Origin of the sequence: Mycolicibacterium lutetiense (genome assembly GCF_017876775.1) — a bacterium.
GTDB classification, from domain to species: Bacteria; Actinomycetota; Actinomycetes; order Mycobacteriales; family Mycobacteriaceae; genus Mycobacterium; species Mycobacterium lutetiense.
In genome coordinates this window covers 107,455-127,954 of sequence record NZ_JAGIOP010000001.1, presented here as the reverse complement: position 1 = coordinate 127,954, position 20,500 = coordinate 107,455, and the positions used below count along the sequence as shown (strand labels likewise).

The following is a 20,500-nucleotide window of genomic DNA, read 5'->3' as shown; positions in this document are numbered from 1 at the left end:
GTCAGGCCCCGTGGAAGTTCGGCGGCCGCTTCTCGATCCGGGCCACCTGGGCTTCGATGACGTCCTGGCTGCTCCACGCCTTGTCGAACAGTTCCTTGTGGGCCGGCCATGACTCTTCGTAGGCGCCGTCGTCGTTGAGCACGCGCTTGGCGTGCTGCAATGCCAGTGGCGCGAACCCGGCCAACTCGGCGGCCCACTTCTGCGCGTCGGCCAGCGTGCCGATGCGGTTGGCCAAGCCGGTCTGCAGCGCGGTCTCGGCGGTGAGCCTCTCCGCGCCGAGCAGCATGCCCCGCGCCCGGCCGTGGCCGACCAGTGAGGTCAGCCGCCGGATACTCCAGTTGTCCAAAGCCAGCCCGTACCGGGCGACCGGGAACTGGAAGTAGGCCTCCGGGGCGACGACGCGCAGATCGCAGATCATCGACAGGATGACGCCCGCGCCGATCGCCGGGCCGTTGATCGCGCCGATGACCGGAACCGGGGCCTTGTCGATCGCCAGGTTCAGCGCCAACGCCTTGTCGGGGAGCTTCTCGGCCATTCCGGCGGCGTCGGTCAGGTCTGCACCCGAACTGAACACCGATCCGGCCCCGGTCACCACGATGGCGCGGACATCCTGCTCGGCGGCATGCTCGACCGCTTCCCGCAGGCCATCGACAAGCTCGCAGTTCAGCGCGTTGCGCCGCTCGGCACGTTGCAGTTCCAGGGTCAGGACATCGCCGTCTCTGGTGATACCAATCATGCGGCCAGCCTATATAGGCTCGAGCCGTGAGTCGGATCGGCGCCCGCGCGCTTCGCGATGCAGTGCTCGACGAGGGCTCGTTCCGCAGTTGGGACGCCCCGCCCCTCGACGTCGCCCGTTCCGAGGATTACCAGCGCGAACTGGCCGAGGCGTCGTCGAAGACCGGGCTCGACGAGTCCGTGCTGACCGGCGAGGGCACCATCTTCGGTCGCCGCGTGGCCGTCGTGGCCTGCGAGTTCGACTTCCTCGCCGGGTCGATCGGGGTTGCCGCCGCCGAGCGGATCACCACCGCGGTCACCCGCGCCACTGCTGAGGGGCTGCCGCTGTTGGCCTCGCCGAGCTCGGGCGGAACCCGCATGCAGGAAGGCACGGTGGCGTTCCTGCAGATGGTCAAGATCGCCGCAGCCGTCGAACTGCACAAGCAGGCCCACCTGCCCTACCTGGTGTACCTGCGTCACCCCACCACCGGCGGGGTGTTCGCGTCCTGGGGTTCACTCGGACACGTCACCGCTGCCGAGCCCGGCGCGCTGATCGGCTTCCTCGGCCCACGGGTGTACGAGCACCTGTACGGCGAACCCTTCCCCTCCGGTGTGCAGACCGCCGAGAACCTGCACGCCCACGGCGTCATCGACGGGGTGGTGCCGCTGGCTCTGCTGCGCGACACGCTCGACCGCACCCTGCGGGTGGTCTTGGATACTCCAGTTCCGCTTCCTCCCGCGCCGGCCCCTGAGCCCCTGCCCGATGTACCGGCCTGGGAATCGGTGCTGGCCTCGCGGCGGCCGGACCGGCCCGGCGTCGGGTATCTGTTGCGGCACGGTGCCACCGACCGGGTGCTGCTGTCGGGTACCGAGCGGGGCGAGGCCGCCACGATGCTGCTCGCGCTGGCCCGCTTCGGTGGGCAGCCCGCGGTGGTGGTCGGCCAGCGCCGCAGTGAGGGTGGACTGGTCGGGCCCGGTGCACTGCGCGAGGCCCGGCGCGGCATGGCCTTGGCGGCCGGACTGCAGCTTCCACTGGTTCTGGTGATCGACACCCCGGGCCCGGCCCTGTCGATCGAGGCCGAGCAGGGCGGGCTGGCCGGCGAGATCGCCCGGTGCCTGGCCGAATTGGTCACGCTGGACACCCCCACGGTGTCGGTACTGATGGGTCAGGGCAGCGGCGGCCCCGCACTGGCGATGGTGCCCGCCGACCGGGTACTGGCCGCCGCCAACGGCTGGCTGGCGCCACTGCCACCCGAGGGCGCCAGTGCCATCGTCTACCGCGATACCGCGCATGCCCCGGAACTGGCTGCCGCGCAAGGGGTTCGCTCGACGGACCTGCAGCGCCACGGCATCGTCGACGTGATCGTTCCCGAACATCCCGATGCAGCCGACGAACCACGAGCCTTCACCGAGCGGCTGTCGGCGGCCATCGCCGGCGAGCTTGCCCAATTGCATGCGGTGCCAGGCGAGCAGCGGCTGCAGACCCGGCTGGACCGCTACCGGCGGATCGGGCTCTGACACCAGCGATTTGTGTGCGTTGCGTAACGCTGACCGTTACCGGAGGTGCACAAATCGCTCCTCACACTTCGATCGGCGGATGCAACCTGTCCATGGTGTACTGCCGATCTCGCCGCGCCGCCCATGAACTGGCGGCCAGCGACACCGCCAGCACACCGGCCAGCACCGCGACCGCGATCCACAACCGTGAATCGATGCCGCCCACGATCAGCTGCCGGAGCCCGTTGACCGCGTAGGTCATCGGATCGACCGGGTGCAAGATCTGGAAAGGCTTGGCCGTGGTCTCCACCGGATAGATGCCACCGGCCGAAACCAGTTGCAACATCAGAAAAGCGAGTGTCGCCACCCGGCCCACCGACACCCCGAACAAGGCGTTGAACGCCTGGATCAGAGCCAGGAACGTGCCCGCCACCAGTAGCAGGAACGCCACGGTGGACAACGGATACTTGGCCTGCAGACCCACCCCGAAATGCACCACCGCGTACATCACCACGACCTGGCAGAACACGACCAGCAGGGCGGGCCAATAGGAGGCCAACACCACCCTCAGCGCCCCCAGTCCGTTGACCACCGGACGGGACTGCAACGGCTTCAACAACATCCAGATGATGAGCGCACCGATGAACAGTGCCAGCGGCAGGAAGAACGGCGCGAAACCGGTGCCGAACGTGGCAGCCGGATTGTGGGTCTGGATATCCAGTGCCACCGGCGCGGCCAGGGTGCGCGCCACCTCGGTGCGCTGCTGCGGGGTCCACGACGGAACCTGGGTGGAGCCCTGTTTGAGCGCGGTGGCCAGTTGCTGATTGCCGGCCTGGAGCTTCTCGGTGCCGGCGGCGAGATCGCCCGCCCCGCCGGACAGTTGACGGCCCCCGTTGCTCAGCTGCACCAGACCGCCGTTGAGCCGCTGGGCACCGGTGTTGAGCTGATGCGCGCCGTCCCGCAGCTTGACTACGTCGGAACGCAGGCCGCCGTTGAGCGCCTTGGTGATGAACACCCGCAGCTTGCTGTTCGGGTCACCCAGATCGTTCTCCAACTGGGCGGCGTTGTCCCGCAACCGGATCAGACCCTCATCGGTGGTGGGGTCGAGTCCCCGGGACTGCAGCAGCCGCTGCGCACCGGCCAGGAACTCCCCGGTGTCGCGCACCGTGGGATCAGGGCTGTTGCGCAGCATGCCGACGGCCTGATCGACAATCGCCGCCGCCTGCGCCTGGTCGATGTTCAACGCCGCGATCCGGTCGGTTGTCGAGCGCACCGCACCCGACAACCGCTGCGCGGCCATGCCGACCTCATTGGGATCCAGGCCGAGCCCGCTGACCCGGTCCAGCACCGTGAGCAGCGGATCGGTCGCGGTATCGACCGCCGTCGACAGTTGCCTGGTGCCGGCCGCCAATTGCGCGGACCCGTCGCGCGCGGTGACCAGGCCAGCAGACAGGGCGTCCGCTCCAGCCGACAACCGGTGCGCACCGTCATTGGCCGCCGCGCTCCCGGTCGCCAACTGCTGCGCGCCGTCAGCCGCCTTGACCAGGCCCGCCCCGGCATCGGTCAGCCCGGTCAGCACCGTGCCGACTGTGCGTTCGCCGATGTTCGCGTTGATCTGGTTGATCACCTCACGAGCCGCGTTCTGCCCGATGATCGAACCCAGGTAGTTGTTGGCGTCGTTGAAGGTGAAGCGAATGTTGGCCTGGTGCGGGGATCCACCCGACGGTGACGAGATGCTGGTGCTGAAATCCTCCGGCAGCGTGATCGAGAAGTAGTACTTGCCGCCGGCCACGCCATCGGCCGCCTCCTGCGCCGAAACCCGGTGTAACTGAAGCTGACCCGAGTCGACCAACGCATCGGCGACCTCATCGCCGGCCTTGATCAGCTGCCCTTCGGCGACCGTGCCCCGGTCCTCGTTGACCAACGCCACCGGAACCTTGTTCACCTCACCGAACGGGTTCCAGAACGCCCACAGATACATTGCGCCGTACAGCAGCGGCAGCAGGATCACCGTCACCAGCGCGATACGCGGCATCGTGCCGCGCGAGAAACGTTTGAGGTCGGTACCCAACGACATTCCGGCTAGCACGGCTACTTGCCACCTTTCTGCGAACCGGCCAGCTCGGCCAGCGTCGTGTTGGGCACTGTCACCTGCGCACGTACGGCCGGGGCCAGATGACCGGGCACCCCGTTGACCGTCGCGGTGACCACGGTCTGCTTCTCCCCCAACGCGATCAGACGGCCCAGCAGGATGTCGCGGTTGCGGTCATCGGTGAGGTAGTCGAGGTTTCCGACCACCAGCAGCGGCGGGCTGCCGGTATTGGCCAGTGCGATACGCAGCAGGATCTGGTCGAGCTCGGTGAGCCCGTCGAAGTACGACGTCAGCGAAGGCAACGGCAGATCCCCGAACACCGGAGCACACAGAGCGGCCAGGGTGCCTTCGTCGGCACGGGCGACCAGCGAGTACCAGGGCGCATCCCAGCGGCATTGTTCGGTCACCAGGTCGCGCACCGTCACCGACTCCGACACCGTGTCGAGCTCGTCGATCCCGGCCAGCGCCGCGGAGCGGAAGATGTCGGGTGCCCGGGTACGCCCGAACACGGTCAGCTGCCCGCGCGCCGTTCTCATCCGCCCGGCCAACGTCATCAGCAAGGCGGTGCGACCGGTACCCGCCGCGGCGACCAACACCGTGACACCGCCCTCGTCGATGTCGAGGTCGATCGGCCCGTACACCGGGCCCCATGGGCCGTGCATGGCGATCGCACGCGCGGTGATTGCCGGTGGCTTCTGCTCGTCCTCGCCGGTGTCAGGCTCGGGAGTTTGCTCAGGCATAGGCCCATCACAACACATCCGGTCGTCACGCACCGGCAACCGCAATCCCTGCTTCTCGGACGACCGCTTACGCGAACACAGGCCACTGATCCAACGACGTCGCGAGACTCCCCGGGTTAGGACAGGTCTTTCCTATGGGAGAAACCATCCTGGGCGAGAACGGAATACGTGTTTTGCCGGGGTGGTCAACGACGTGTTCGGTGGTGACGCCACCGCCGTCAACGAATATTGAACGCTTGATCAGATGACGGAGCGGTGCCGGGTGCGGTAATACAGCACCGCAGCGGCGATCGTGGCTTCGGTGAGCGCCAGCACCACGGCCAGGGCCATCACCGACGACATCACCGGGGCCGAGACCGGGGCAACACCAGCGCCGTGGTGATGCGCGGGCATCGGCGTGTGCAGCGCCACCATCGCCAAGCTCATCAATGCCACCGCGCACCAGCCCCCAGAGGTGCCGCGCTGCCATAGATGAGCAGCGCAGTACAGACAACCCACGATCATCGCCGCGAGCACCACCCCGGCCGCCAGGTTGGCAGCCACGCCGAGCATCACCACATGCAGCAGCGCCGAGGCCGCTGCCAGCAGCGCACACATCCGCCGCCCCAGGATGCTGCAGGCGTGTGCGGTCGACATACCTCTATCGTCGCAGCCCTTGGTGTCGGCCGCGGCCGGAACCCCACGCAATAGCTTCACACCCCGGTAGAACGGCTGCGCCGTCGAAATCACTCCACGCCGGGGCCGGCGGATCGAATATCAATGGAATTGGTGCCTGAATTAGGGGCTCTTCCGACTTAGCAGGGGCGGAGCCTGGTTCTGGATGGCGCTCGCCGTGATTGGCGGGTGCAGGCCCACCGTACGCGGCGGCGTTGGTTGTCCGGTGTTCTGAATCCGAACGCGATTCGGCCGACGTGTTTGACGATTCTGTTGTAGCCCTCGCTGCGGGCGTTGGACAGCCCGGTGGTGATGGCCAGGATCATCGGTTCCTGCCACGCGGAGATGGTTTCGGCGAGCTTGACGATCTCGGGTACCGAGCACGCCGCGCAGAACGTGTAGAACCGGTACAGCGCGTCGCCGATCTCGTAGCGCAGACCGCCACGGTCGGTGCAGGCCAGCACATCTCGCAGCAGTTCCTTGGCGATCCAGGCCGCCGCGATGTCCCCGTTGGGGTCTGCGCAGGTCAGTTTCTCGAACAGCGTGTGGCGTTGATCGTCGGTCAGCCGTTCGGCGGCGCGCAGCAGCCGGCGGCGGTTGATCCACTCCGGATCGCTCTTGTGCCCGCGGCGTCCGCGGTAGGTCTGGGTGACGCGGCGGCGAACCCGATCGACCATCTCGTTGGCCTTCTTCACGAGATGAAAGCGATCCACGATCAGCTTCGCGTGCGGCAACGCCTCGCGGGCGGCCTTGGCGTAGGCCCCCGACATGTCGATCGCGACGAACTCGATCCCGTCCCTCCACGCCTGCTCGCGCTGGGTCAGCCAGTCGGTCACCGGCCGCGCGGCACGCCCGTTGACCTGGACCAGCAACCCGCCGGCGCCGGTGATGTCGACCAGGCCGCTGTCCCAGCGGTCCACCCACGCCCGGGCCCCGGTCTCCGGGCAGGTCTCCCACTTGGCCTTCCCGCGGCGGGTCTCATCGATGCCCAGCACCCGCACCGGGGGCGGTTCACCGGCCAGGACCGGATCCGCGGTGGCGATCACCGCGTCATGGCAGGTGTTCCAGCTACAGCCATACGCGGCGGCGACGGCCTTGACCGAGCGGTCGTCGTCGAGGACCGCCAGGGCCATCTCCGCCTTGGCTCGCACCGTCACCCGAGCCCGCGGCGGGATCGACGGCGTCGACTCAGTGAATGACCTGCGTTCGCAGGAGGTGTTGGTGCACAACCATTTCCGCTTTCGCCACATGATCAGCGGCCGGTCCGCACCGATCTTGATGTCCCGGGGCCGAGTCGTGACCCAACCCCTCGACCGCGACGATCTGGTTCGGCAGTCCGGGCAGATCCCGACCCACTCGAGCGCTGTGCCCACCTCAACGATGCGGACATCGCCGTCATCGACTTGCACGGACTCCACGGTGATGCCGTCGAGTCCAAGCAGCAGGGAACCACTATTGTCAGACATGCTCGCGCCTTTGCTCTGGATGCGTAGAGAACACCCAGTTGACAAGGGCGCGAGCCCTCAATCAGTCACCGACACGAACCCAATCGGTCACACCAGACCCCCATCAAGTCGGAAGAGCCGAATTAGGCGTGTATTTGGATACAAAAATGCCCGAGCCCTCCAATCGGAATTGGAGGGCTCGGGTCTTAATTTGTGTTCGGCGGTGTCCTACTTTTCCACCCGACAGGGTAGTATCATCGGCGCTGGCAGGCTTAGCTTCCGGGTTCGGGATGGGACCGGGCGTTTCCCTGCCGCTATGGACCGCCGTAACTCTATTCACTCGTTATTGAGTGTAAACCTTGTGTTTTGGTGGTGGGGCATGGGGAACCATGTCCCGACACAAGTGTCGTGTGTGGTTTGTGGTGTGGTTGCGTAGCAGATGTGCGTCTTACTGAAACTCATCAAACATTGGTTGTTTGTTGGTTGTTGTAAGTTTTCGGCCGGTTAGTGCCAGTTCCCTTCACCCATTACTGGGCTTCCAGGTCTGACCTATCAATCCCGTGGTCTGCGGGGGGCCTTATCCCTCTAAAAGGGTGAGAAGCCTGGTCTTGGAGGGGGTTTCCCGCTTAGATGCTTTCAGCGGTTATCCTGTCCGAACGTGGCTATCCAGCCGTGCTCCTGGTGGAACAACTGGTACACCAGAGGTTCGTCCGTCCCGGTCCTCTCGTACTAGGGACAGATTTCCTCAAGCTTCTGACGCGCGCGGCGGATAGAGACCGAACTGTCTCACGACGTTCTAAACCCAGCTCGCGTGCCGCTTTAATGGGCGAACAGCCCAACCCTTGGGACCTGCTCCAGCCCCAGGATGCGACGAGCCGACATCGAGGTGCCAAACCATCCCGTCGATATGGACTCTTGGGGAAGATCAGCCTGTTATCCCCGGGGTACCTTTTATCCGTTGAGCGACACCCCTTCCACTCAGAGGTGCCGGATCACTAGTCCCGACTTTCGTCCCTGCTCGACATGTATGTCTCGCAGTCAAGCTCCCTTGTGCACTTACACTCAACACCTGATTGCCGTCCAGGTTGAGGGAACCTTTGGGCGCCTCCGTTACATTTTAGGAGGCAACCGCCCCAGTTAAACTACCCACCAGGCACTGTCCCTGAACCGGATATACGGTCCGAGGTTAGAGGCCCAATACGATCAGAGTGGTATTTCAACAATGACTCCACCCACACTGGCGTGTGAATTTCACAGTCTCCCACCTATCCTACACAAACCGTATCGGAGGAATTGTCAATACCTGTGGATCGGCTTGTTTCAGGCGACCTCCGTTCCAGTTGATTCGGTCGGTGCCGAGTCCGCCGACGGGGTGATGTCGGTGGGTCGCTCGAGCAGTTTGCCTTTGTGGAAGATCGCGCCGGCCCGGACCAGAGCGACCAGGTGCGGTGCGTTGACGGCTCGCCAGCGGGCTTGCGCGGCGTCGATCAGCTTGTAAGCCATGGCCATTCCGGCGACGCGTGAACCCGGCCCCTTGGTCACCTTGGTCCTCAAACGTACCGTGGCAAACGTTGATTCGATCGGGTTGGTAGTGCGCAGATGGACCCAGTGCTCGGCCGGGTACTTATAGAACTCCAGCAGCACATCGGCGTCATCGACGATCTTGGCGACCGCCTTGGGGTACTTGGCGCCGTAGTCCACCTCGAACGCCTTGATCGCCACCTGCGCGTGGTCGATATCCTCGGCGTTGTAGATCTCCCGCATCGCCGCGATCGCCCCCGGATGAGCCGACTTTGGCAGGCAGGCAAGAACATTGGCCTGCTTGTGAAACCAGCACCGCTGCTCGCCGGTGGCCGGGAACACCTCACGCACGGCCTTCCAGAACCCCAGGGCCCCATCGCCGACGGCCAGCACCGGTGCGGTCATCCCGCGACGTCGGCACGACCGCAACAGATCAGCCCACGACTCGGCCGACTCCCGGTACCCGTCGGTGAGCGCGACCAGCTCCTTGCGGCCGTCAGCGCGCACACCGATCATCACCAGCAAACAGAGCTTCTCCTGCTCCAGGCGCACCTTGAGATGGATGCCGTCGACCCACAGGTAGACGTAGTCGGTGCCCGACAGATCACGGGCCTCGAAGGCCTTGGCCTCGTCCTGCCACTGCGTGGTGAGTCGGGTGATCGTCGTGGCCGACAAGCCGGCACCCGAGCCCAGGAACTGCTCCAACGCCGGACCGAAATCACTGGTCGACAAGCCATGCAGATACAGCAACGGCAACACCTCGGTCATCTGCGGCGACTTGCGCACCCACGCCGGCAGGATCGCCGAGGAAAACCGTTGCCGCTCACCAGTGTCCGGGTCAACACGTTTGTCATTGACCCGCGGCGCGGTCACACTCACCGCGCCCGCCGCGGTGAGCACCTCGCGCTCGCGGTGATAGCCATTGCGCACCACCAGCCGGTGCCCGTTCTCATCAAGCTCACCGGCATGAGCCTCGATGTAGGCGGCGACCTCAGCCCGCAACGCTGCGGCCAGCATCTGGCGGGCACCGTCGCGGACAATCTCATCGAGCAACGACCGCGACGAGCCAGCATCCTCGTTGGATGAATCCGCATCGTGAACTACCGTGAGCATGGGCGTACCTTCCCGAACCAGCGCGCCAACGCCGGCTCTTGATCAGACCTTCGACATTCAGATCATCCTCGGGAAGGTGCGCCCTTTCCTACGCCGCCTCGCCGAGGCTCATCCACAGGTTCTGATCATTGCTCAACCGTATCGAGCACCAATACCAAGTTGTAGTGAAGGTCCCGGGGTCTTTTCGTCCTGCCGCGCGTAACGAGCATCTTTACTCGTAGTGCAATTTCGCCGAGTCTATGGTTGAGACAGTTGAGAAGTCGTTACGCCATTCGTGCAGGTCGGAACTTACCCGACAAGGAATTTCGCTACCTTAGGATGGTTATAGTTACCACCGCCGTTTACTGGGGCTTAAATTCTCCGCTTCACCCCGAAGGGTTAACGGGTCCTCTTAACCTTCCAGCACCGGGCAGGCGTCAGTCCGTATACATCGTCTTGCGACTTCGCACGGACCTGTGTTTTTAGTAAACAGTCGCTTCTCACTGGTTTGTGCCACCCCCTCCCGCTGCCGGCCGCAAAAGCCTTGACGATATGGGGGTCCCCCTTCTCCCGAAGTTACGGGGGCATTTTGCCGAGTTCCTTAACCATAGTTCACTCGTACGCCTTAGTATTCTCTACCTGACCACCTGTGTTGGTTTGGGGTACGGGCCGTGTATGTCCTCGCTAGAGGCTTTTCTTGGCAGCATAGGATCACCGAATTCGCCTCAAACGGCTATGCATCACCTCTCAGGATTAATGCCAGACGGATTTGCCTATCTGACTCCCTACCGGCTTACCCCAGTACAACCACTGACTGGTACGGCTACCTTCCTGCGTCACCCCATCGCTTGACTACTACCCACCGGGGTCCCACGCAGCCCCGTCAACGCCTCACCCCGAAGGGATCGGTCACGACGGTTTTGGATGGTTAGCACAATGGATTCATCATGGACGCACATACACGGGTACGGGAATATCAACCCGTTGTCCATCGACTACGCCTGTCGGCCTCGCCTTAGGTCCCGACTCACCCTGGGAGGACTGGCCTGGCCCAGGAACCCTTGGTCTTTCGGCGGGCAAGGTTCTCACTTGCCTATTCGCTACTCATGCCTGCATTCTCACTCCCACACCCTCCACAGCTAGATCACTCTGCTGCTTCACCGGATGCAGGACGCTCCCCTACCCAACGAAACTAGTTCGTTGCCGCGGCTTCGGCGGTGTACTTGAGCCCCGCTACATTATCGGCGCACAATCACTTGACCAGTGAGCTATTACGCACTCTTTCAAGGGTGGCTGCTTCTAAGCCAACCTCCTGGTTGTCTTCGCGACTGCACATCCTTTTCCACTTAGTACACGCTTAGGGGCCTTAGCCGGCGATCTGGGCTGTTTCCCTCTCGACGCACGGAGCTTATCCCCCGCCGTCTCACTGCCACACTCTTAGACTTGTCGGCATTCGGAGTTTGGCTGACGTCAGTAACCCTGTGGGGCCCATCGGCCATCCAGTAGCTCTACCTCCAACAAGAAACATGTGACGCTGCACCTAAATGCATTTCGGGGAGAACCAGCTATCACGGAGTTTGATTGGCCTTTCACCCCTACCCACAGCTCATCCCCTCAGTCTTCAACCTAAGTGGGTTCGGGCCTCCACGCGGTCTTACCCGCGCTTCACCCTGGCCATGGGTAGATCACTCCGCTTCGGGTCCAGAACACACCACTACACCAACCCCTCTGGATTGGATACGCCCTATTCAGACTCGCTTTCGCTGCGGCTACCCCACACGGGTTAACCTCGCGACATGTCCCTGACTCGCAGGCTCATTCTTCAAAAGGCACGCCATCACCCCACCACGAAGGAGGGCTCTGACGGATTGTAAGCGCACGGTTTCAGGTACTATTTCACTCCCCTCCCGGGGTACTTTTCACCATTCCCTCACGGTACTAATCCGCTATCGGTCACTGGGAAGTATTCAGGCTTACCGGGTGGTCCCGGCAGATTCACAGCAGATTTCACGGGCCCGCTGCTACTCGGGAACACTGTTCAAGGCAGATGTCAGGTTTTCACGTACCGGGCTCTCACCGTCTACGGCAGGTCATCCCAAACCACTTCCGTTAACCACGACATTTTCTTACTACCCTCCAGTCAGGTAGAACTGGAAAAACAGGTCCCACAACCCCGCACACACAACCCCTACCCGGTATCACATGCATACGGTTTAGCCATCTTCCGCTTTCGCTCGCCACTACTCACGGAATCACTTTTGTTTTCTCTTCCTACGGGTACTGAGATGTTTCACTTCCCCGCGTTCCCTCCCACTACCTATGTATTCAGTAGTGGGTAACACGACATCACTCGTGCTGGGTTTCCCCATTCGGACATCCTCGGATCAACGCTCGGTTGGCAGCTCCCCGAGGCATATCGCAGCCTCCAACGTCCTTCATCGGCTCCCAGTGCCAAGGCATCCACCATGCGCCCTTAAACACTTACAACACAAACACCAAAAATGAGTTTCAAAAGAAATTGCACATCAATTGCACACAAAACCAGGCCCCACCCCCGAAGGAATGTGACCACACATTTTGCGTGCTAGATGCTCGCAACCACTATCCACAAATCAAACACCACACCCCACCACCAAAGATGGAGCAACAACACGCCTCCCACCCCACACAGGGGCCAGGGAAAAACGGGCCTGTTGTCTCAAAGCCCAATAGTGTGTTCGATGATTTTCCCCAGGACGCTTTCCCGCATCCCACGCAAAGTTTGTTGACTGCACCCACCAGAAATCCACTACAGATCCCTGACTGAAATATCCCAACCGCACTGATCCCACAGTCGTGGGGGCGGGGGAATCAAAATGGTGCTCCTTAGAAAGGAGGTGATCCAGCCGCACCTTCCGGTACGGCTACCTTGTTACGACTTCGTCCCAATCGCCGATCCCACCTTCGACGGCTCCCTCCCACAAGGGGTTAGGCCACCGGCTTCGGGTGTTACCGACTTTCATGACGTGACGGGCGGTGTGTACAAGGCCCGGGAACGTATTCACCGCAGCGTTGCTGATCTGCGATTACTAGCGACTCCGACTTCACGGGGTCGAGTTGCAGACCCCGATCCGAACTGAGACCGGCTTTGAAAGGATTCGCTCCACCTCACGGCATCGCAGCCCTTTGTACCGGCCATTGTAGCATGTGTGAAGCCCTGGACATAAGGGGCATGATGACTTGACGTCATCCCCACCTTCCTCCGAGTTGACCCCGGCAGTCTCTCACGAGTCCCCACCATTACGTGCTGGCAACATGAGACAAGGGTTGCGCTCGTTGCGGGACTTAACCCAACATCTCACGACACGAGCTGACGACAGCCATGCACCACCTGCACACAGGCCACAAGGGAACCGACATCTCTGCCGGCGTCCTGTGCATGTCAAACCCAGGTAAGGTTCTTCGCGTTGCATCGAATTAATCCACATGCTCCGCCGCTTGTGCGGGCCCCCGTCAATTTCTTTGAGTTTTAGCCTTGCGGCCGTACTCCCCAGGCGGGGTACTTAATGCGTTAGCTACGGCACGGATCCCAAGGAAGGAAACCCACACCTAGTACCCACCGTTTACGGCGTGGACTACCAGGGTATCTAATCCTGTTCGCTCCCCACGCTTTCGCTCCTCAGCGTCAGTTACTGCCCAGAGACCCGCCTTCGCCACCGGTGTTCCTCCTGATATCTGCGCATTCCACCGCTACACCAGGAATTCCAGTCTCCCCTGCAGTACTCTAGTCTGCCCGTATCGCCCGCACGCCCACAGTTAAGCTGTGAGTTTTCACGAACAACGCGACAAACCACCTACGAGCTCTTTACGCCCAGTAATTCCGGACAACGCTCGGACCCTACGTATTACCGCGGCTGCTGGCACGTAGTTGGCCGGTCCTTCTTCTATAGGTACCGTCACTTGCGCTTCGTCCCTATTGAAAGAGGTTTACAACCCGAAGGCCGTCATCCCTCACGCGGCGTCGCTGCATCAGGCTTGCGCCCATTGTGCAATATTCCCCACTGCTGCCTCCCGTAGGAGTCTGGGCCGTATCTCAGTCCCAGTGTGGCCGGTCACCCTCTCAGGCCGGCTACCCGTCGTCGCCTTGGTAGGCCATTACCCCACCAACAAGCTGATAGGCCGCGGGCCCATCCCACACCGCAAAAGCTTTCCACCACACACCAGGAAGTGCGCGGTCATATTCGGTATTAGACCCAGTTTCCCAGGCTTATCCCAAAGTGCAGGGCAGATCACCCACGTGTTACTCACCCGTTCGCCACTCGAGTACCCCGAAGGGCCTTTCCGTTCGACTTGCATGTGTTAAGCACGCCGCCAGCGTTCGTCCTGAGCCAGAATCAAACTCTCCAAACAAAAACTTCCCAGTCCAAAAACCAGGCAGAATTCAATCAGAAAAATCCGATCACAAACAAAAGACACCAACAAACTGGCATCAAAAAAACAACAAAGCCACACCCTAAACGGGAAAAAGAGCGTGGCCAAAAACAACAAACAAAAACCACCAAACACACTATTGAGTTCTCAAACAACACGCCCGAGCTTGCCGCACACAAACCCCGCGGCGAAAAGCCGCTGAACTTTAGTACGGACACTGAGAAAACCCACCGTAATGGGCGTCTCACTCGGATTTCGTCTTCGCTCCCCGGCGCTTGTCCGTGTCGCTCTGACTTGCAATAAGTTACGGCAGAGAGGACCCACTAATCAAATCGGCCGGTCACCGCGGCATCTCCGGCGATGGACCCGCTCCTGTCCTCGCCGGAGGCCGGCGTCAACGTCGCAGCTCCGCGCCAAATTACCGAGGTTGCTTCGTTCTACGTTGGCGACGATCGACGGGGATCGGCGTTCGTCGGCGCCTACCCGCCAGCAGGGCCGGGGTCGAGCCCGAGCAGCTTGACGGTTTCGTCGCGCATGTCGACCTTGCGGATCTTGCCGGTGACCGTCATCGGGAATTCGTCCACCACGTGCACATAGCGCGGGATCTTGTAGTGCGCCAGTTTGCCCGTGGCGAAAGCGCGTACCGCCTGCGCATCCAACGGGGTGCGGCCCGGCTTCATCCGGATCCAGGCGCATAGCTCTTCCCCGTACTTGGCATCGGGAACCCCGATTACCTGCGCATCGTCAATGTCGGGGTGGGTGTAGAGGAACTCCTCGATCTCTCGCGGATAGACGTTCTCCCCACCCCGGATCACCATGTCTTTGATCCGGCCGACCACCGTGCAGTAGCCGTCCTCACGCATCACCGCCAGATCGCCGGTGTGCATCCAGCCGTCGGGGTCGATGGCCTCGCGAGTCTTGGTCTCGTCGTTCCAATAGCCGAGCATCACCGAGTACCCGCGGGTGCAGAACTCCCCCGACTGACCGCGCTCGACGGTCTCACCGGTTTCCGGGTCCACGATCTTGACCTCGATATGCGGGTGTGCCCGCCCGATGGTGGCGGTGCGACGGTCCAGATCGTCGTCGACCAGCGTCTGGCACGACACCGGTGACGTCTCGGTCATGCCGTAACAGATGGCCACCTCGGCCATGTGCATGTCCGCCACCACACGCCTCATCACCTCGACCGGGCACACCGAACCTGCCATGATCCCGGTGCGCAGCGAGGACAGGTCGAACTGGGCGAAGTCGGGATGACCCAGCATGGCGATGAACATCGTCGGCACCCCGTACAGCGCGGTGCAGCCCTCAGACTCGACGGCGGCCAACGTGATCCCCGGATCGAATCCCGGTGCCGGGATCACGATCGTCGCACCATGGGTCAACGCCCCGAGATTGCCCATCACCATGCCGAAGCAGTGATAGAACGGCACCGGGATACACACCCGGTCACCACGGCCGAAATTGATCAGCCCGCCCACGAAGAACCCGTTGTTGAGAATGTTGCGATGACTGAGCGTCGCTCCCTTGGGGAATCCGGTTGTTCCCGAGGTGTATTGGATGTTGATCGGATCGGTGTGGGACAACTCGTCGAACCGGGCGCGGAACTGCCCCTCGTCGGCCTGCTCGGTGCGCAACCGATCCCAGTCCAGGGTGCCGAGGTAGATGATGTCTTTCAGCGCGGGACACTCCGCCTGCACTTCGGCCACCATCGTCACGTAGTCGGAGGACTTGAACGCGGTAGCCGACACCAGGGTTCGTATCCCGGATTGCTTGAGTACGTAGCCCAATTCGTGGGTGCGGTAGGCCGGGTTGATATTGACCAGGACCGCGCCGATCTTGGCCGTCGCCAGTTGCAGGATCACCCACTCACCGCAGTTGGGCGCCCAGATGCCGACACGGTCGCCCTTCTCGACGCCTGAGGCGATGAGTCCCCTTGCCACCGCGTCGACTTCATCGTTGAGCCCGGCGTAGGTCCAGCGCCGCCCGGTTTCCACCTCGACCAGCGCGTCGGCGTCCGGGCCGGCCGCCACCATGCGCTCGAAGTTCGCCCCGATGGTCTCGTCGAGCACGGGTACATCCGTAGGGCCGGCGTCATACGATTTCATCCCAGCAAGTCCTCGTATCGGTATTCAGTGGAAATCGGTTCGCCTGCTTCATGCGCCGCATCCTCACGATTGCGGAGCTCGACGCGACGGATCTTGCCCGAGATCGTCTTGGGCAGTTCGAAGAACTCGACCCGGCGCACCTTGAGATAGGGCGCGAGATGGTCACGGGCATAGGCCATGACGTCTTTCGCGGTCTGCGCGTTGGCTTCCCAGCCGTCGGCCAGTGCGACGTACGCCTTGGGTACCGCCAGCCGGGTGTCATCGGGTTGCGGCACCACCGCGGCCTCGACCACGGCCGGGTGTTCGATCAGCACGCTCTCCAACTCGAACGGCGACACCTTGTAGTCGCTCGACTTGAACACGTCGTCGGTGCGGCCGATGTAGGTGATGTAGCCGTCGTCATCGCGGGCCGCGACGTCACCGGTGTGGTAGTAACCGCCGGCCATCACGGCCGCATTGCGTTGCGGGTCACCGAGATAGCCGGTCATCAGGTTGTGCGGTTGCGCCGCGAGGTCCAGGCAGATCTCCCCCTCCTCGGCGGGGGTCGACGTGATCGGATCCACCAGCACCACCGGCACACCGGGCATCGGCCGGCCCATCGAGCCGGGCTTCACCGGCTGTCCCGGGGTGTTACCGACCAGCAGAGAGGTCTCGGTCTGCCCGAAGCCGTCGCGGATCGTCAGCCCCCAGGCCTTCTCGACCTGGGCGATCACGTCGGGGTTCAACGGCTCACCGGCGCCGAGGATTTCCCGCAGCCCCTCGGGCCGCTCGCCCAGGTCCGCCTGGATGAGCATGCGCCACACCGTCGGCGGGGCGCAGAAAGTGTTGACCCCGGCCCGCCGCAACTGGTTCAGCAGCGCCGCCGCATCGAAGCGCGCGTAGTTGTAGACGAAGATCGTCGCCTCGGCGATCCACGGTGCGAAGAAGCAACTCCAGGCGTGCTTGGCCCAACCCGGTGAGCTGATCGCCAGATGCACGTCGCCGGGCCTGACGCCGATCCAGGCCATCGTGGTCAGGTGCCCGACCGGGTAGGAGACCTGGGAATGCTCGACCAGCTTCGGCTTGCTCGTGGTGCCCGAGGTGAAGTAGATGAGCATCGGGTCATCGACGGTGGTGCACGCCTCGAAGCGACGCGGCGTCGCCGCGTACGCGTCGGCGTAGCGGTGCCAGCCGACGGGAGCCTGGCCCACCGCGACCCGCACATAGTCGCCCGGCACCTCGGCGAATTTGACTGCGTCGGCCGTGTTGGCGATGACGAACCGCGCGCCGCCGCGCGTGATGCGGTCGGCCAGATCCGCCGGCCCCAGCGCCCCGGTGGTCGGCATGATGACCGCGCCCAGCTTGGCGATGGCCAGCATGGCCTCCCACAATTCGACCTGATTGCCGAGCATCAACAAGACCCGGTCCCCCTTGCCCACCCCGAGGCCCTGCAGCCAGGCCGCGACGCGGTCGGACCGCTGCGCCATCTCGGCAAAGGTGACCTGCTGTTCGGAACCGTCCTCCTCGACGATCCACAGCGCCGTGCGGTCATTACCCCCGGCGATGGCGTCGAACCAGTCGATCGCCCAGTTGAAAGTGCCGCTGATCTGCGGCCACGCGAACTCCTCGACGGCCCGGCCGTAGTCCGCGATGGTGGCAACCAGCTGGTCACGGGCACCGCGGTAGCGGTCCGTGTTGCTCGCGACGACATTCATGACAGTTATGCTCTACGTCACACTTGCCTGTCCGCTACCCCCGAAAGTGTGTACCTACGATGCGCCCCTGGTTGCTGCGGCCGCGCGACGCCGATGCGATGCGCGCCGAGCTGCGCCGGATGGCCACCGACACCGGTCTTCCGCTGACCTTCGGCGGGCAGGTGCAAGACGACACCTTGCTGTTGAGCGAGTTCTTCGGCACCCGCACCGGCGCGATGCGCGGGCTCGCGGTGCTACCCCGCGCCGGACTGGGCGGGGCGAGCCTGGTGTCGCGTCGCCCGATCTCGGTGCCCGACTACCGGCGGGCCTCGACCATCACCCACGACTACGACGAGCCCGTGCTGTCCGAGGGCATCCGTTCGATCCTGGCGGTGCCGGTGGTCGTCGACGGCACGGCCCGGGCCGTGCTCTACGGGGCCCACCGCACCAGCGCGCCGATCGGGGGCCGCACCGCCGCCGCGATGGTGGCCTCGGCGCAGCGGTTGAGCGACGAGCTACGCGTGCGCGACGAAGTGGACCGCCGCATGCGGATGCGCGAGGCTGCGCTGACCAACTTCACCGACGTGCCGGCCGACGCCGAGCAGATCCGTGAGGTACACGCCGACCTGCGCCGGCTGGCCGCGGGTACCCCGGACCTGGCCGGGCCGTTGCGCGAGCTCGCCGACCGGTTGGCGGTGGCGTTGCGCGGCGACCCGCCGGCCAGCGCCCCGCTGACGGTCCGCGAGGTCGACGTGCTGGCACAGGTCGCCCTGGGGTGCACCAATGCCGAAGCGGCCCAGCGGCTTTCCCTCAAGCCCGAAACGGTGAAGAGTTACCTGCGCAGCGCGGCAGCCAAACTCGGGGCCCGCAACCGCCACGAAGCGGTGTCCAAGGCCCGGCGGCTGCGCCAGATCCCCTGACAAGCGCGGATCGCCCGGGACACTTGCGCTGAAGATTGCGGTCACCAGGTGGCAGTAATCTTCAGCGTAATGCTCGGCACCGCAAACCACCTCGCACTGGGAGGATGGCCCACATGACCTCGATCCGCCCATTCCGCATCGCAATCCCCGACGCCGACCTGGACGACCTCAAGCAGCGACTGAACCGGACTCGCTGGCCCGAGGCCGAGTGCGTCGAGGACTGGACCCAGGGCATCCCGTTGGAATACACGAAGGACCTGGCCGCCTACTGGGCCAACGAGTACGACTGGCGCACCCGTGAGGCCGCGTTGAACCGCTTCGACCACTTCATCACCGAGATCGACGGACTGGACATCCATTTCATCCACCAGCGCTCCGGGCGTGAGGATGCGTTCCCGCTGCTGATCACCCACGGCTGGCCCGGATCCATCGTCGAGTTCCACAAGGTGATCGAGCCGCTGACCGAGGCCGGGTTCGACGTGGTGTGCCCGTCGCTGCCCGGCTACGGGTTCTCCGGGAAGCCGAGCGCGACAGGCTGGGGCATCGGGAAGATCGCGCAGGCCTGGGACACGTTGATGACGCGGTTGGGCTACGACCGCTACGGCGCCCAGGGCGGTGACTGGGGTGCCGCGGTGACAACGCAGATAGGCCGCAACGTCGGCTCGTGCGTGGGCATTCACGTCAACATGCCGATCGCGCAGCCTCCCGCCGAGGGCATCGGCGAGATGACCGAGGAACTGCAGAAGGCCCTGGCCCGCATCGACTACTACCGCAAATCGGACTCCGGCTACATGAAGCAGCAGTCCACTCGGCCGCAGACGCTCGGCTACGGCCTGGTCGACTCCCCTGCCGGCCAACTGGCCTGGATCGTGGAGAAATTCTGGTCCTGGATGGACTGCGACGGAAACCCCGAAAACGTGGTGCACCGCGACGAGCTACTCGACAACGTCATGCTCTACTGGCTCACCGCATCGGCGGCGTCGGCGGCCCGGCTGTACTGGGAGAGCGCCAACACCTTCGCCGCCGGCGAATACGTCAGCCTGCCCACCGGCATCGCGTCGTTCCCGCTGGAAATCCTGCGCGCCCCGCGCAGCTGGTGCGAGACGGGTTACAACGTCACCCACTTCACCACGATGCCCCGCGGCGGACACTTCGCGGCCTTCGAGCAACCGGAACTTTTCGTCGAGGATGTGAAGGCGTTCTTCGACACGGTGCGCTGAGTTACCCGCGCGAGCAGACGTGAAAGTACCCGAAAACCCTCGGAATTGGGTACCTCCGCGTCTGCTCGGCGATTAGCGTCAAAGCCACCATGAAACGCCTACGCTGGCTGGGCATCGTCGTGATCGTCCTCGCCGTGGGCGCCGGCATGTTGTGGCTGTTGTGGCCGCAACCACGGCCCCCCATCGTCGCCGAAGCCACCGCGGGGCCCTACCTGGTGCGGTTCGAACCACGCATGCCGCAGATCGGCCTGACCGCACCCGCCGTCGAGGCCACGCCCATCGGTGAGGACGACTACCGCGCAGACATCGACCTGTCCGCGCCGCGGCAATGGGACATCACCGCGAAACGGTAGCGGCCGCGAGCAGACACGAAAGTGCCTATTTTCGAGCAATTTTGGGCATTTTTGTGTCTGC

Annotated in this window: 10 protein-coding genes, 3 rRNA genes and 1 pseudogene; 4 read left to right on the top strand and 10 right to left on the bottom strand. The window is 63.6% G+C overall.

Going from position 1 to position 20,500, the window contains the following annotated elements; genetic code table 11:
* Window position 1 precedes the first annotated feature (1 nt).
* Window positions 2-736 carry an enoyl-CoA hydratase gene (locus tag JOF57_RS00640; protein WP_209912651.1) on the bottom strand — a complete coding sequence of 245 codons (735 nt, stop codon included), beginning with the start codon at window positions 734-736 and terminating at the stop codon, window positions 2-4.
* A 26-nt stretch (window positions 737-762) separates the two neighbouring features.
* Here JOF57_RS00640 and JOF57_RS00635 point away from each other — a divergent pair, with 26 nt between their 5' ends.
* Window positions 763-2,232, top strand: coding sequence for an acetyl-coenzyme A carboxylase carboxyl transferase subunits beta/alpha (locus tag JOF57_RS00635; RefSeq protein ID WP_209912648.1), 1,470 nt, complete (start codon window positions 763-765; stop codon window positions 2,230-2,232).
* Window positions 2,233-2,293: 61 nt separating this feature from the next.
* On the opposite strand, the gene JOF57_RS00630 is transcribed toward JOF57_RS00635, so the two are convergent.
* From JOF57_RS00630 to JOF57_RS00590, 9 genes and pseudogenes are all read right to left on the bottom strand, one after another.
* Window positions 2,294-4,288, bottom strand: a complete 1,995-nt coding sequence (locus JOF57_RS00630) for a YhgE/Pip family protein (protein WP_209915647.1) — start codon at window positions 4,286-4,288, stop codon at window positions 2,294-2,296.
* Between the two features lie 14 nt (window positions 4,289-4,302).
* Window positions 4,303-5,043: a hypothetical protein gene (locus JOF57_RS00625; RefSeq protein ID WP_209912647.1), complete on the bottom strand. Its 741-nt coding sequence runs from the start codon at window positions 5,041-5,043 to the stop codon at window positions 4,303-4,305.
* A 240-nt stretch (window positions 5,044-5,283) separates the two neighbouring features.
* A complete protein-coding gene (locus JOF57_RS00620) occupies window positions 5,284-5,679 on the bottom strand; it encodes a hypothetical protein (RefSeq protein ID WP_209912645.1) in 396 nt (131 codons plus the stop codon).
* A gap of 158 nt (window positions 5,680-5,837) precedes the next feature.
* Window positions 5,838-7,224 (bottom strand): annotated as a pseudogene (locus JOF57_RS00615) (ISL3 family transposase).
* A gap of 133 nt (window positions 7,225-7,357) precedes the next feature.
* Window positions 7,358-7,471: ribosomal RNA gene (gene rrf, locus JOF57_RS00610) — 5S ribosomal RNA — on the bottom strand.
* A 155-nt stretch (window positions 7,472-7,626) separates the two neighbouring features.
* Window positions 7,627-12,242: ribosomal RNA gene (locus JOF57_RS00605) — 23S ribosomal RNA — on the bottom strand.
* 382 nt (window positions 12,243-12,624) lie between these two features.
* Window positions 12,625-14,144 (bottom strand): 16S ribosomal RNA (locus JOF57_RS00600).
* The 16S, 23S and 5S rRNA genes sit together here, the layout of an rRNA operon.
* Before the next feature lie 500 nt (window positions 14,145-14,644).
* A complete protein-coding gene (locus JOF57_RS00595) occupies window positions 14,645-16,273 on the bottom strand; it encodes an AMP-binding protein (protein ID WP_209912642.1) in 1,629 nt (542 codons plus the stop codon).
* A complete protein-coding gene (locus JOF57_RS00590; protein WP_209912640.1) occupies window positions 16,270-17,967 on the bottom strand; it encodes an AMP-binding protein in 1,698 nt (565 codons plus the stop codon). Before JOF57_RS00590 ends, JOF57_RS00595 begins: the two co-directional genes overlap by 4 nt.
* A 59-nt stretch (window positions 17,968-18,026) precedes the next feature.
* On the opposite strand from JOF57_RS00590, the gene JOF57_RS00585 reads away from it, so the two are divergent.
* The 3 genes from JOF57_RS00585 (at window position 18,027) to JOF57_RS00575 (ending at window position 20,439) form a co-directional block, all read left to right on the top strand.
* Window positions 18,027-18,866, top strand: coding sequence for a helix-turn-helix transcriptional regulator (locus tag JOF57_RS00585; RefSeq protein WP_209912638.1), 840 nt, complete (start codon window positions 18,027-18,029; stop codon window positions 18,864-18,866).
* Between the two features lie 113 nt (window positions 18,867-18,979).
* On the top strand, window positions 18,980-20,086 hold the full coding sequence (locus tag JOF57_RS00580; RefSeq protein ID WP_209912636.1) for an epoxide hydrolase family protein: 1,107 nt from the start codon (window positions 18,980-18,982) through the stop codon (window positions 20,084-20,086).
* Between the two features lie 89 nt (window positions 20,087-20,175).
* Window positions 20,176-20,439, top strand: a complete 264-nt coding sequence (locus JOF57_RS00575) for a hypothetical protein (protein ID WP_209912635.1) — start codon at window positions 20,176-20,178, stop codon at window positions 20,437-20,439.
* Window positions 20,440-20,500: the final 61 nt, after the last annotated feature.

Coding starts and splice junctions, on each gene's coding strand:
- JOF57_RS00640 (WP_209912651.1), bottom strand. CDS start 736: ATGATTGGTATCACCAGAGACGGCGATGTCCTGACCCTGGAACTGCAA.
- JOF57_RS00630 (WP_209915647.1), bottom strand. CDS start 4,288: ATGTCGTTGGGTACCGACCTCAAACGTTTCTCGCGCGGCACGATGCCG.
- JOF57_RS00625 (WP_209912647.1), bottom strand. CDS start 5,043: ATGCCTGAGCAAACTCCCGAGCCTGACACCGGCGAGGACGAGCAGAAG.
- JOF57_RS00620 (WP_209912645.1), bottom strand. CDS start 5,679: ATGTCGACCGCACACGCCTGCAGCATCCTGGGGCGGCGGATGTGTGCG.
- JOF57_RS00595 (WP_209912642.1), bottom strand. CDS start 16,273: ATGAAATCGTATGACGCCGGCCCTACGGATGTACCCGTGCTCGACGAG.
- JOF57_RS00590 (WP_209912640.1), bottom strand. CDS start 17,967: ATGAATGTCGTCGCGAGCAACACGGACCGCTACCGCGGTGCCCGTGAC.
- JOF57_RS00585 (WP_209912638.1), top strand. CDS start 18,027: ATGCGCCCCTGGTTGCTGCGGCCGCGCGACGCCGATGCGATGCGCGCC.
- JOF57_RS00580 (WP_209912636.1), top strand. CDS start 18,980: ATGACCTCGATCCGCCCATTCCGCATCGCAATCCCCGACGCCGACCTG.
- JOF57_RS00575 (WP_209912635.1), top strand. CDS start 20,176: ATGAAACGCCTACGCTGGCTGGGCATCGTCGTGATCGTCCTCGCCGTG.